Annotated in this window: 9 protein-coding genes; 8 read left to right on the top strand and 1 reads right to left on the bottom strand. The window is 47.5% G+C overall.

Annotated features, from left to right (window positions below):
* The first annotated feature begins 64 nt into the window (after positions 1-64).
* Together ycfP and YWE_RS0110965 are read left to right on the top strand one after the other, a co-directional pair.
* A complete protein-coding gene (gene ycfP / locus YWE_RS0110960; RefSeq protein WP_029094567.1) occupies positions 65-604 on the top strand; it encodes an alpha/beta hydrolase YcfP in 540 nt (179 codons plus the stop codon).
* 307 nt (positions 605-911) lie between these two features.
* Positions 912-2216, top strand: a complete 1305-nt coding sequence (locus tag YWE_RS0110965) for an NAD(P)/FAD-dependent oxidoreductase (RefSeq protein ID WP_029094568.1) — start codon at positions 912-914, stop codon at positions 2214-2216.
* An 84-nt stretch (positions 2217-2300) separates the two neighbouring features.
* On the opposite strand, the gene mfd is transcribed toward YWE_RS0110965, so the two are convergent.
* Complete coding sequence (gene mfd, locus YWE_RS0110970) at positions 2301-5747, bottom strand: transcription-repair coupling factor (protein WP_029094569.1); 3447 nt, start codon at positions 5745-5747, stop codon at positions 2301-2303.
* Between the two features lie 566 nt (positions 5748-6313).
* Here mfd and lolC point away from each other — a divergent pair.
* The 6 genes from lolC to YWE_RS27095 all read left to right on the top strand — a co-directional run bounded on the left by lolC (position 6314) and on the right by YWE_RS27095 (position 13486).
* Positions 6314-7516 (top strand): lipoprotein-releasing ABC transporter permease subunit LolC, encoded by a 1203-nt coding sequence (gene lolC, locus YWE_RS0110975; RefSeq protein ID WP_029094570.1) that lies wholly within the window; start codon positions 6314-6316, stop codon positions 7514-7516.
* Positions 7509-8213, top strand: coding sequence for a lipoprotein-releasing ABC transporter ATP-binding protein LolD (gene lolD, locus YWE_RS0110980; RefSeq protein WP_029094571.1), 705 nt, complete (start codon positions 7509-7511; stop codon positions 8211-8213). The genes lolC and lolD overlap by 8 nt, the downstream gene beginning before the upstream one ends.
* Positions 8213-9466 carry a lipoprotein-releasing ABC transporter permease subunit LolE gene (gene lolE / locus YWE_RS0110985; protein ID WP_029094572.1) on the top strand — a complete coding sequence of 418 codons (1254 nt, stop codon included), beginning with the start codon at positions 8213-8215 and terminating at the stop codon, positions 9464-9466. The genes lolD and lolE overlap by 1 nt, the downstream gene beginning before the upstream one ends.
* 42 nt (positions 9467-9508) lie before the next feature.
* Positions 9509-10420 carry an N-acetylglucosamine kinase gene (nagK, locus tag YWE_RS0110990; protein WP_029094573.1) on the top strand — a complete coding sequence of 304 codons (912 nt, stop codon included), beginning with the start codon at positions 9509-9511 and terminating at the stop codon, positions 10418-10420.
* Between the two features lie 48 nt (positions 10421-10468).
* Positions 10469-11305 carry a Sir2 family NAD+-dependent deacetylase gene (cobB, locus tag YWE_RS0110995; RefSeq protein ID WP_029094574.1) on the top strand — a complete coding sequence of 279 codons (837 nt, stop codon included), beginning with the start codon at positions 10469-10471 and terminating at the stop codon, positions 11303-11305.
* A 591-nt stretch (positions 11306-11896) separates the two neighbouring features.
* Positions 11897-13486: an MFS transporter gene (locus tag YWE_RS27095; RefSeq protein ID WP_036015778.1), complete on the top strand. Its 1590-nt coding sequence runs from the start codon at positions 11897-11899 to the stop codon at positions 13484-13486.
* Positions 13487-13492: the final 6 nt, after the last annotated feature.

Consider the following 13492-nt stretch of genomic DNA (forward strand, 5'->3'; position numbering starts at 1 on the left):
TTCCGGTTGTTATCGTTCTGGCGCTAGAGATATTGATCTTATATTGGCAGGTAGTGAGGCTTAAATGATTATTTATTTGCACGGTTTTGATTCAAACAGTCCGGGAAATCACGAGAAGGTCTTACAACTTCAGTTTATCGATCCGGACGTTCGTTTTATTAGTTACAGCACCCTCCATCCGCGCCATGATATGCAACATTTGCTGAAAGAAACCAATAAAGCCGTACAGCAGAGTGAAGATACTCACCCTCTAATTTGCGGCGTTGGTCTCGGCGGATTCTGGGCCGAAAGGATCGGCTTTTTGTGCGGTATCCGTCAGGCGTTGTTTAATCCTAATTTGTTCCCTCATGAAAATATGCCGGGGAAAATCGACCGGCCGGAAGAGTATCTGGATATCGCGACTAAATGCATTTCAGAATTCAGAACTAAGAATCAGGATAACTGCCTGGTGATTTTATCCCGAGAAGATGAAATGCTAGATAGCCAGCGCAGCGCTGATACTCTGAGCCCGTATTACAATATTATTTGGGACGAAAATCAGGGACATAAATTCAAACAGATCTCCCCGCATTTACAGGCGATAAAAGCGTTTAAACAACGCTAATTGAAGCAATAAAAAGTACCAATAATGGTGTAGCGTTGATCGGTTAAGCATATTCATTGCCCTTAACTGACCACTATTGCACCATTATCGGTGCTTTTTTATTGCCCGCTATCTGAACTACCTCTGTCGCCAAATCACCCAAACGGGTTAAAAATTGATATATATCAATTTTGGTATAACCAAATGTCCAATTATGATATTCTGACGTCAATATTGCAGGGAAAATCAAGTTAACTTGATGTTTTTATAAGTTATTAATCGAATCCCTTGCCAGAAATTTTTGGTTTATTTTTAATGAGATACGATTGTGAAAACAGAGATTAAAAAGATTGTTATTGTTGGCGGCGGAGCCGGCGGGCTTGAGCTGGCGACCAGCTTAGGTAAAAAGCTGGGTCGCAAAGGAAAGGCCGAAATTGTTCTGGTCGATCGCAACCATAGCCACCTATGGAAACCGCTGCTGCATGAAGTGGCGACCGGAGCGCTGGATGATGGCGTTGATGCATTAAGCTATCTGGCCCATGCCCGTAATCACGGCTTCCATTTTCAGCTTGGCTCGTTGGTTGATGTTAATCGGGATGACAAAATTATCCGACTGGCTCGAATCGATAACGAGAAGGGCGAGGAACTGGTGCCTGAGCGTAACGTTTCTTACGATATTTTAGTTATGGCGCTGGGCAGCGTGTCGAATGATTTCGGGACTCCGGGGGTTAAGCAAAACTGCATCTATCTGGATAACCCGGAGCAGGCCCATCTGTTCCACAATAAAATGCTAAATCTGTTCCTTAAATTCTCCTCTCATCCTCATGAGAATGAGCGGGTGAACATTGCTATCGTTGGCGGCGGAGCAACCGGCGTTGAGCTTTCAGCTGAGCTGCATAATGCGGTTAAACAACTGCACAGCTACGGTTATGAAGGGTTGGATAACAAGGCGCTGAACGTCACCTTAGTCGAGGCTGGCGAGCGTATTCTGCCCGCGCTGCCGGAGCGAATTTCAGCCTCTGCTCAGCAAGAATTAATTAATCTTGGCGTCAATGTATTGACCCAAACCATGGTAACCAGCGCAGACGCTGACGGTTTGCATACCAAGAACGGTGATTTTATTAAGGCCGATCTTCTGGTGTGGGCGGCTGGGATTAAAGCGCCTGATTTTATGAAGGACATCGCCGGGCTGGAAACTAACCGAATTAATCAGTTAGTGGTTGAGCCGACGCTACAAACCTCGCGCGATCCGGCTATTTTTGCTCTGGGTGACTGCGCCAGTTGCCTGCGGGAGAATGGTGCACCTGTTCCTCCTCGCGCTCAGGCCGCACATCAAATGGCCAGCCTGTGTTACACCAATATTTTAGCCTTGATGAACGGGCAACCGCTGAAGAACTATCGCTATACTGACCGTGGCTCACTGGTTTCTCTATCAAAATACAGTACCGTTGGCAGCCTGATGGGAAATTTAACCCGCGGTTCAATGATGATTGAAGGTCGTCTGGCGCGTCTGGCATATATGTCACTTTACCGTATGCACCAGACTGCGCTGCACGGTTATATCAAAACGGGACTGATGATGCTGGTGGGCAGTATCAACCGGATTATTCGTCCGAGATTAAAGCTTCACTAATCTTGATGCTCTGACCGGCATAGCCTGATGAAAAACGCCGTAGCTTGGTAAAGGCTACGGCGTTTTTTATCGCTTAAAAGCGTATCAATGGGCTAACTGATGCTCTTCAAACTGTTTAAGCAGTGACTTAATAAACTCTAACCGTTTAGGGCGATCCGTCAGGTCGACGTTGAACTTGAGCTTGCTCGGGCCATCCAGCCGATAGCACTGTGGCTGGCGCTGAAGCAGGCCAATAAGATACCCCGGATCCACATTGTTCTTTTCACTGAACTCAATAAATCCGCCTTTCTCATTACCTTCAATACGCTTAATTCCGAGTTTCTTAGCCTGTTGACGCATTTCAGCCGTTTGTAACAGGTGGCGGGCGGCATCAGGTAGTGAACCAAAGCGGTCAATCAGTTCGACTTTTAGCTCATCCAGTTCTGACCCGGTTGCCGCGCTGGCAATACGCTTATAGAACGAGAGGCGGGTGTTGACATCCGGAATATAATCGTCCGGCAATAGGGCCGGAACCCGCAGTTCGACTTCAGTTTGATTATTGGTCAGGTCATCTAATGACGGTTCACGGCCTTCTTTGAGTGCATCAACGGCGCTTTCCAGCAGCTCCATATATAACGAGAAGCCGATGGTGGTAATTTGGCCGCTCTGGTCGTCGCCCAAGAGTTCACCGGCTCCGCGAATCTCTAAGTCATGGGTGGCCAGCGCAAACCCGGCGCCTAAATCTTCCAGCGAAGCGACAGCCTCAAGACGCTTAACCGCATCTGTCGTCATGGCTTTCGGATGAGGCGTCAGCAAATAGGCATAAGCCTGGTGGTGAGAGCGGCCAACCCGGCCACGTAGCTGGTGGAGCTGAGCCAGACCAAATTTATCTGCCCGTTCCATGATAATGGTATTGGCATTAGGGATATCAATGCCGGTCTCGATAATAGTGGTACACACCAACACGTTATAGCGCTGATGGTGGAAGTCAGACATGACCCGTTCAAGATCTCGCTCATGCATCTGACCATGGCCGATAGCGACCCGGGCTTCGGGCACTAATTTAGCTAAATGCTCAGCGGTTTTATTAATGCTGGCTACGTCATTATATAAATAGTAAACCTGACCACCGCGCAGTACTTCACGTAAAATCGCTTCACGAATAATCAGATCGTCATATTCACGAACAAAGGTTTTTACTGCTAAACGGCGCGCCGGCGGAGTGGCGATAATCGATAAATCTCGCATGCCGCTCATAGCCATATTCAGCGTTCTTGGTATCGGCGTTGCCGTCAGGGTCAATATGTCGATATTGGCGCGCATTGCCTTGATCTGCTCTTTCTGACGAACGCCAAAGCGGTGCTCTTCATCTACGATCAGCAGGCCTAAATCTTTCCAGCGTAAATCGCTTTGTAGCAGCTTATGGGTACCGATCAGAATATCGACTTTTCCTTCGGCGGTGGCTTCCATAACCTGTTGCTGTTCTTTGGCACTGCGGAAACGGGACATGACCTCAATACGCACCGGCCAGTTAGCAAATCGGTCGCGGAAATTATCGTAATGTTGTTGGGCTAACAGCGTGGTTGGCACCAAAATAGCGACCTGCTTAGTATTGATAACGGCAAGAAACGCAGCGCGCATTGCCACTTCTGTTTTACCAAAACCAACGTCACCACATACCAGACGGTCCATCGCATTTGGCCGGCACATATCCCCCAGCACCGCACCAATTGCATTGGTTTGGTCCAGCGTAGGCTCATAAGGGAAAGACTCACAAAACTGCTGATATTGTTCACGGTCCTGTTTAAAGGCGAAGCCCGGTTTGGCTTCACGACGGGCATAAATATCCAACAACTCAGCGGCGACGTCGCGTACTTTTTCGGCCGCTTTTTGGCGGGCCTTAGACCAGGTTTCACCACCGAGCTTATGTAAAGGGGCGTTCTCTTCGGCGCCGCCTGAATAACGGCTGATCAGATGAAGCGACGAAACCGGCACATACAGTTTGTCTTCACCCGCATAGGTTAGAATCAGATATTCAGCCTTGATACCACCGGCTTCTAAGGTGGTTAAACCCGCATAACGACCAACGCCGTGTTCCAGATGTACGACGGGTTGGCCCGGCTTTAATTCAGCCAAGTTACGAATGAGGGTATCGGTATTAATCGCCCGGCGATTATCCTGACGGCGAATAATTCGTTCGCCTAACAGATCGCTTTCGCAGATAACGGCAGTTTGATTTTCGTTATCCAGAAAACCATGCTCGCAGGCTCCGATCATTAAATAGTGGCCGGCAGCCTCTGCCTGCTCGAGCTTATCGATTAGCGCGGGTTTTAATTTAATTCTCGCCAGCAACTCTTGCAGCGTTTCACGGCGGCCTTCGGTTTCTACCGAGAAGATAATCCGACCGCTAAAGCTTTCGACAAAACGACGCAGGTTGTCTAACGGTGACTTATTCTGATGCTGAACCGTCAAATCCGGCAGCGGCAGATAATCTAAATTTTGGCTACCGCCTTTTTTACTAACTTTGTCGATATTAAGCTGAAGCCGCGGCCATTTCTTTAACTCAGCAAACAGCTCATCGACCCGTAGCCACAGCGATTCCGGCGCTAGAAGCGGGCGCATAGGGTCAACCCGGCGATTATCAAAGCGCTGTGAGGCATCAAGCCAAAAACGTTCTGCGGCTGATTCGATATTGCCCAGGCTGATTAATAGCGTGTTTTCCGGCAGGTAGCTGAATAATGCCGGTAGCGGCTGGCTAAAGAATAACGGCTGCCAGTATTCAATACCGGCAGGCCATGTGCCTTTACTGACCTGCTGATAAACGTGTTCCGGGTCGCGACGCACATCAAATTGCTCACGCCACTGGCTGCGAAACAGCTCTATTGCCGTTTTATCCGTCGGAAATTCATGGGCCGGCAACAGGTTGATTTGTTCTACTTCATTGAGTGTTCGCTGGGTATCAACGTCAAACAGGCGAATACTATCAATTTCATCATCAAAGAAATCTATGCGGTAGGGTTCTTCACTCCCCATCGGGAACAGATCCAGCAGGGCGCCACGGGTGGCAAACTCACCGTGTTCCATCACCTGATCGACCGAACGATATCCGGCCTGTTCAAGCTGGGATCGTAGATTATCTCTGGAAAGCACATCGCCTTTTTTAGCAGCCAGCGCATAGCCCATCAAAAAAGAGTGCGGGCAAACCTTTTGCATCAGCGTGTTGACCGGTAGGATCATCACGCCGTCTTTCATATGTGGTAACTGATACAGGCTGGATAAGCGCGAAGAGACAATCTCCTGATGCGGAGAAAAACTATCGTAGGGCAGCGTTTCCCAATCGGGCAGGGCCGTCACGGTTTTATCCGTAAACTGGCGCAACTCATCGTTCAGACGCAGCGCTTGCTGCATATCTGACGCAATCAACATGACCGGGCCAGAATGCCGGTTAATTATTTCGGCACTGATAACCGTAATCGATGAACCATATAGCTGACCTAGCTGACGCAGGTCTCCCGGACGTTCAGGCAGTGTAAAACGATGTTGAAGGGACATAAATTTTTATACAATCTCTTTATTCGGCAGGAACTTAGGTTTTGTCCCATTCCAATCTGATTCAAATTATGTAACGCTACGCGGGTTAATCAGCCGCATAGGTTAATGTCTAATGAGCGTATTTTAGTCTAACCGTTTTGGATTGTCTGGTTAAATGAATAAAATCAGCGCCATGAATTGAATAACGGCGTTTCTTCGCTCAGAACGAGGTTTTTATCGGGTAAGTTTCCCGCATATGCCGATAAATAACAAAACAGGGTAGTCAATAAAACAAAGAAATATCACCGGATTGCGGCTTAGTGGTTCCATAAAACCGAGCGACCCTTTATTATCCTTGTACGCTGTAGTTTAGCAATATACCCTGCGTATCTGAAGTTGCAACGACGCTAGCTGTATTGGCTGTTCCGAATAATCTATTCGAGTAAGCTTATCGAGCTAAACCCGCCGGCAGCCTTGCTGTAACGCAAATAAGTTTGGGTATACTAGCGCTATTTTAATCTCAGGCAGAGTCGCTTACTGCATCGTTTTTTGCACTAAGCGGCCATAAAAAGAGTAAACAGATCTTAATGTATCAGCCCGTCGCATTATATATAGGTCTGCGCTACATGCGCGGGCGAGCTTCAGACCGCTTTAGTCAGTTTGTCTCTTGGCTTTCAACCATCGGTATTACCCTAGGGGTAATGGCATTGGTCACAGTGCTTTCAGTGATGAACGGGTTTGAACAAGAACTGGAAGGCAATATTTTGGGGCTGATGCCACAGGCATTAGTCACAACCAAGCAAGGGCAGCTTAATCCTCAGGAATATCCGTCCTCTCCGCTAGAGAAACTGCCCGGCGTTACGCGCGTCGTACCGCTGACGACGGGGGATGTGATTCTACAAAGTGCAAAAGGGCTATCCGTTGGCGTTATGCTGGGGGTTAATCAGCAAGATAACGACCCGCTGGCTAAATACGTTTATGCCGGAAGTATGTCTCAGCTCACGCCGGGCAGCTATAAAACTATTCTTGGCGATAAACTGGCAGAACAACTGGGCATTCAGATCGGTGACAATATTCGTATTATGGTTACCGGTGCCAGTCAGTTTACCCCGATGGGCCGGATTCCCAGCCAGCGGCTGTTTACCGTTGTGGGGACTTTCTCCGCCGGCAGTGAAGTTGATAGCAGCCAGCTATTAGTTAACCAACAGGATGCATCACGTTTAATGCGCTACACCGCCGGAAATATTAGCGGATGGCGTTTATCCATGGCTAAACCGTTAGAGGTTATTGCGCTGGGCCAGCAACCTTTGCCGGAAGGTCTGATCTTAAAAGACTGGCGTGAGCGTAAAGGTGAACTGTTCCAGGCCGTCAGAATGGAAAAGAATATGATGGGGCTGTTGATTGGCCTGATTATTGCCGTGGCTGCCTTTAATATTATTACCTCTCTGGGCCTGCTGGTAATGGAAAAGCAGGGTGAAGTAGCGATCCTGAAAACCCTGGGGCTGAAACGCCGCCAGATTATGAGCATCTTTGTGGTTCAGGGCGCCAGTGCGGGCATTATCGGGGCATTGATGGGCTCTTTGTTCGGGGTTTTACTGTCTAAAAATTTAAACCTACTGATGCCATTTATCGGTAAGTCTATTGCGGGTGTTGCACTGCCGGTCGCTATTGACTACTCGCAGGTTATTCTTATTGCCTTGTTCTCTATGGGCATCGCACTTCTTTCTACGCTTTATCCGTCATGGCGCGCCGCCGCCGTTCAACCCGCAGAGGCCTTACGCTATGAATAATTCTTTGTTGCTGCAATGTACCGACCTGTGCAAAACCTACCAAGAAGGTAAGTTGAAAACGGAAGTATTAAAGCATGTGGCTTTCTCTATGCAGCCCGGTGAACTGATGGCGATTGTCGGCAGCTCTGGTTCAGGTAAAAGTACCTTATTACACCTGCTGGGCGGGCTGGATGCACCTACCGCCGGCGATGTTATTTTTAAAGGCCGCTCCATCAGCTCAATGAGCTCCGGCGAAAAAGCTGAATTACGTAACACTCAGTTAGGCTTTATTTACCAGTTTCACCATCTTTTGCCTGATTTTACCGCGCTGGAAAATACCGCAATGCCATTAATGATTGGCAATGTTAAACCTTCAGAAGCTCAGGACCGGGCCCGCCAAATGCTGTCGGCGGTTGGTCTGGAACATCGGGCTGCTCATCGCCCGTCAGAGCTATCCGGCGGTGAACGCCAGCGCGTGGCGATTGCCCGGGCGTTGGTGAATAACCCTGCGTTGGTACTGGCCGATGAGCCAACCGGCAACCTGGATCAACGGACGGCAGACAGTATTTTTGAATTACTCGGTAACTTAAATCGCCAGCAGGGCACCGCTTTTCTGGTGGTTACCCATGACCTGAAACTGGCCCGTCGCTTAGATCGCCAGCTTGAAATGCGTGACGGACATCTTAGCCAGCAGGCCATGATGCTGGAGGCTGAGTAATGTCTGCCGTGCCTTTATCGTTAAAAATTGCTTTACGCTTTAGCCGCGGGCGTCGCAGTAGCGGTATGGTGTCACTGATTTCGATTATTTCGACTATCGGTATTGCGCTGGGCGTTGCGGTGTTGATTATCGGTCTGAGCGCTATGAACGGCTTTGAACGGGAGTTAAAAAACCGAATTTTAGCCGTGGTCCCTCACGGTGAGGTTGAGCCGGTTGACCAGCCGTTTAATGACTGGCCGCTGGCACAGCAGCGCATTGAGAAAGCCAATGGCGTTGAAGTTGCTGCCCCCTATATTTTATTTACCGGCCTGGTTGAAAGCGGCGTCCAACTGCGGGCTATTCAGGTTCGCGGTGTGCAACCTGAGCAGGAAGAGAAGTTAAGTGCTTTACCCCAGTTTGTACTCAACGATGCGTGGAAACAGTTTAAAGCCGGTGAGCAGCAGCTGATTTTGGGTAAAGGCATTGCCGATGAGTTGAACGTTAAGCAGGGCGACTGGGTGACCGTGATGATCCCCAATAACGACCCGACGGGCGAAATGAAAATTGGTCAGCCTAAGCGTATCCGTTTACATGTAACCGGTATTCTTCAGCTCAGCGGGGTGCTTGATCATAGTTTCGGTATGGTTCCTCTTAGCGATGCGCAACAGTATTTAGATATGGGTGACAGTGTTACCGGCATTGCATTTAAGGCTAATGACGTTTTTGCTGCCGGAGTGGTTGCTAAAACGGCCGTCGAAGCCAGCGGGAAATACTCTTATTATCGCAGCTGGATTTCCACTTACGGCTTTATGTACCGCGATATTCAGCTGATTCGTAGCATCATGTACTTAGCCATGATTCTGGTGATTGGCGTCGCCTGTTTTAATATTGTTTCTACGCTGGTTATGGCGGTTAAAGATAAAAGTGCCGATATTGCGGTATTGCGGACCTTAGGGGCCAAAGACCGCCTTATTCGCTCAGTCTTTATTTGGTATGGCTTGATGGCCGGGCTGATCGGAAGTATCAGCGGCGTGGTGGTGGGAATTATCCTCTCGCTTCAATTGACCAATATTATTAAAGGGATTGAAAATCTGGTGGGCCACCACTTCTTATCCGGTGGGGTCTATTTTATTGATTTCTTGCCGTCAGAATTACACGCGCTTGATGTTGTCAGCGTGTTAATTACGGCCATTATTTTGAGTTTGCTGGCAAGCTGGTATCCGGCACGACGGGCGAGCCGAATTGATCCTGCGAGGGTATTGAGCGGACAGTAACGCCGCTCAATCAGATTTACCTGATACTTTAAAGGAACAGATATGTATTACGGTTTTGATATGGGCGGAACCAAGATTGAGTTTGGTGCTTTTGATGCACAACACAATCGTCTGATTCAAAAACGGGTGGCGACTCCTCGTGATGATTATCAGGCCTTGCTGGACGTTATCGTGCAGCTCACGTTGGATGCTGATGCCGAATTAGGCTGTCAGGGCATGATTGGTATCGGTATTCCGGGAATGCCTGATAGTGAAACCGGCGCGCTGTTTACTGCCAACGTTCCGGCAGCCATGGGCAAACCGCTAGCGGCGGATCTAGAAAGGCGACTTAAACGCCCGATTCGGATTGATAATGATGCTAACTGCTTTGCCTTGTCCGAAGCCTGGGACGGCGAGTTTCGTCAATATCCCAGCGTACTGGGCATTATTCTAGGCACCGGCGTTGGTGGCGGACTGGTCATCAATGGTAAGAGCTTTACCGGCCGGAACTATATTGCCGGAGAATTTGGCCACTTAAGGCTTCCGGTAGACGGATTAGAGATTCTCGGACGAGATATACCAAGAGTTCCCTGCGGATGTGGTCATGACGGTTGCATTGAAAACTATATTTCAGGGCGCGGTTTTGAGTGGGTATATCAACATTTTTATGCTGAACCACTGTCGGCAAAGGTGATCATTGAGCGTTACCGTTCCGGCGATGCTAATGCGCTTGAACACGTTGACCGTTTCTTAGACCTGCTGGCCGTTTGTCTGGCCAATATCTTTACTATTATCGATCCGCATCTGGTTGTGATTGGCGGAGGGTTATCTAATTTTGATGAAATGTACGCTTTGCTGCCTGAACGTATCAAACCGCATTTGTTAAGCGTAGCCAAAGTACCTAGGATAGAGAAAGCCCGCTGGGGTGATTCCGGTGGCGTGCGTGGTGCTGCATTCTTGAACTTAGTTGATTGAACTAAGTGCTGATTTTAATTTAGGGCAATCAACAAGGAGTTTGCCGTTATGCGAGTTCATCGCCGTTTGTGTAGTTCACGAACGAAGTTCTTTCGTCACCAGCGCCGCCGTATGCGTTATTTTCACTCCGAGTTGTTTTCTGCCGGTGAGCAGGAGAAGGTTGATAAAATGCCATCCGTTGTTGTGTTAACCGGGGCCGGTATTTCTGCCGAGTCCGGTATCCGAACCTTTCGCGCCGCCGATGGCTTATGGGAAGACCATAACATTGATGAGGTCGCAACGCCTGAAGGGTTTGAAGCTAACCCTGAACTGGTTCAGAAGTTCTATAACGCGCGTCGTCGTCAGCTATTTCAGTCCGACATTCATCCTAACGATGCCCATAAGGCCTTAGCAAAACTTGAAGGCGTTCTGGGAAATAAATTTTTACTGGTGACTCAAAATGTCGATAACCTGCATGAGCGGGCCGGCAATATTCGCGTGATTCATATGCACGGTGAGTTACTTAAAGTTCGCTGTACGGTGTCAGGAAAAGTATCTGAGTGGCGGGGAGATTTAACCGTTGATGATGGCTGTTGCTGCTGCCCGACGCCTCAGCCAATGCGCCCGCATATTGTCTGGTTTGGTGAAATGCCGATTGAGATGGCGACCATTAATCAGGCCATTGCTGAAGCCGATTATTTTATTGCTATCGGTACCTCCGGAAATGTTTATCCGGCCGCCGGCTTTGTGCGCAGTGCCCGTTTATATGGCGCCCACACGGTAGAGCTCAATCTGGAACCGAGTCAGGTTGGCAGTACCTTTGCTGAAAAGCACTATGGTTTAGCCAGTCAGGTGGTGCCGGAGTTTATTGAGAAAATATTTTTGTCACCGGCCGTTGAAGAGTAGCAGTTATTAAGATGACGGGCATTTTTCCTGATTTTATTTCCGGGTCTTATGCCTAAATCGTCACCTGACATTTAAAGTTGACCATTCTTCCTGTTTCATTTGGTAAATGACAAAAGTCATATAAATTAATAGCCAAATAATCCATATTTATATTTCATCAATCTATATTTATAAAATATTCTTCTCAGGGGGGCGGTATTCCTCCAACGGTCAGCGTTTAGTTGTAATAACTATAATTTGATCCGCTATTTCTATTACTTTTTCAGGTAACTTAACCAGCTATTTTTTCTATGGACATAAATCAATAATTATATTCATTCCTATTAAATTGTTAGTTAAGTCAATAAATTGAACGAGTAAATTAATTTGAACCGATCATTTAAAGTTAATGAAACATTATTTCATTAACTTGAGATATTGATCGGGGTAACCTTTGTCATTTTGCCGTTTTAATCAATAAAGTGGCAAAATTAAAAAGGTTTCTCCAGTTTTCCTTATATATTCTAACCGTGCCTTCAGTTCGAGGATATCCGATTACTACTTGGTAATCGATCGTAATCTCCATACGTATAACGATAGAGTGTACTCGCTATGAAAACACGCAAGATAGGATTTTTTAACTATATAGCTTATGGGTCCGGCGATTTTCTGGGCGCAGGTACCACAGCCCTCACTGCCGTTTGGTTACTCTACTTTTACACCACGTTTTGTGGCTTAACGCCGATTGAAGCCACTTTTATTTTTGCTATGGCGCGCATATTAGATGCGGTTGTCAGCCCGCTGATGGGATATTTTACCGATAACTTTGGTGCTACATGGTTGGGCAAACGTTTTGGTCGTCGTAAATTTTTTATCCTGCTTGGTATCCCGCTAGTCTTTAGCTACAGCTTAATGTGGGTAGGGCATATGGATTATTGGTATTACATGCTGACCTATCTATTTTTTGACGTAGTCTACACCATGATTTTGGTGCCTTATGAAACACTGGTACCGGAAATGACTGATGACTTTAAACAAAAAACCAAATTTTCAGGTGCCCGAATCGGGTTAGCGCAGCTGTCAGCAATTTTAGCGGCATTCCTGCCGGGCATTCTGCTCAGTTATTTCGGTAAAGATAATGCGATTTCATTTTTCTATTCGAGCCTGGTTTTTTCGGTTATTTGTGCTTTTGTGCTGACATTAGTCTATTTATTTACCTGGGAACGGGCCCCTGAAAAGAAATCTGCTGCTGCACTGGAAGCCGAACAACAAAAACTTACTCTGATTCAAAGCCTGAAACGCTTAAACGTTGAACTGACTTCCACATTACGTATCCGTATTTTCCGTCAACACTTGGGCATGTACCTTGGTGGTTATATAGCACAGGATATTTTTAATGCGGTATTTACCTACTATGTAGTGTTTGTATTAATGCAGAGCGCGGCTACGGCTTCAAACTTGATGGGGACTATGGCGATCATGCAGTTTGTTGCCGTTATTGCCATGATTCCGCTGTGCATTCGTTTTGGACCTGCACCTTCTTACCGTGTGGTAGTGGTTCTGTTTGGTATGAGCGCACTCTCTTATGCGGTGTTGTATTACGCTAATCTCAGTGACGTATTTTCACTGTTGCTGCTAGTTTCCGGTATCGCCGGTCTGGGGCGTGGCGGGATCAACTATGTCCCATGGAATACCTATACCTATATTGCTGATGTTGATGAGGTCATTACCGGTCAACGTCGTGAAGGTATTTTTGCTGGCATCATGACCTTAACACGCAAAGCTTCACAGGCAGGTGCAGTGATGTTGGTCGGCATCATCATGCAACTGTCCGGTTTTGTTTCCGGTCAGAGTGAGCAAGCTCAGACGGTGAGCCACGCTATTCTGATGATCCTATGTTTTGGAACTCTATTGATGTTAACCATCGGTTTCACTATTTCGCTACGTTTCAAGCTTAATCTGGCCACTCACCGTGTGTTGCGTCAGGAAACTGAAAAAATGCGTATGGCAGATAATGTGGTACCAAACAACATTACGCCAGAGGCTCGAGCTACCGTAGAGATGCTTGCCGGTATGCCATATGAATCTTTGTGGGGGAATAATAATATTGGTTATCTCAATCGTAATAAGCCAGCAGCACCGAGTTTGTCTGAATCCGGATATGGACAGGAAACGGCAGGTCGCGCGACACCGTCAAATTAATTTAGC

The sequence above is a fragment of the Budvicia aquatica DSM 5075 = ATCC 35567 genome (assembly GCF_000427805.1).
In the GTDB taxonomy this organism is placed as follows: domain Bacteria; phylum Pseudomonadota; class Gammaproteobacteria; order Enterobacterales; family Enterobacteriaceae; genus Budvicia; species Budvicia aquatica.

Coding starts and splice junctions, on each gene's coding strand:
- ycfP (WP_029094567.1), top strand. CDS start 65: ATGATTATTTATTTGCACGGTTTTGATTCAAACAGTCCGGGAAATCAC.
- mfd (WP_029094569.1), bottom strand. CDS start 5,747: ATGTCCCTTCAACATCGTTTTACACTGCCTGAACGTCCGGGAGACCTG.
- lolC (WP_029094570.1), top strand. CDS start 6,314: ATGTATCAGCCCGTCGCATTATATATAGGTCTGCGCTACATGCGCGGG.
- lolD (WP_029094571.1), top strand. CDS start 7,509: ATGAATAATTCTTTGTTGCTGCAATGTACCGACCTGTGCAAAACCTAC.
- lolE (WP_029094572.1), top strand. CDS start 8,213: ATGTCTGCCGTGCCTTTATCGTTAAAAATTGCTTTACGCTTTAGCCGC.
- nagK (WP_029094573.1), top strand. CDS start 9,509: ATGTATTACGGTTTTGATATGGGCGGAACCAAGATTGAGTTTGGTGCT.
- cobB (WP_029094574.1), top strand. CDS start 10,469: ATGCGAGTTCATCGCCGTTTGTGTAGTTCACGAACGAAGTTCTTTCGT.
- YWE_RS27095 (WP_036015778.1), top strand. CDS start 11,897: ATGAAAACACGCAAGATAGGATTTTTTAACTATATAGCTTATGGGTCC.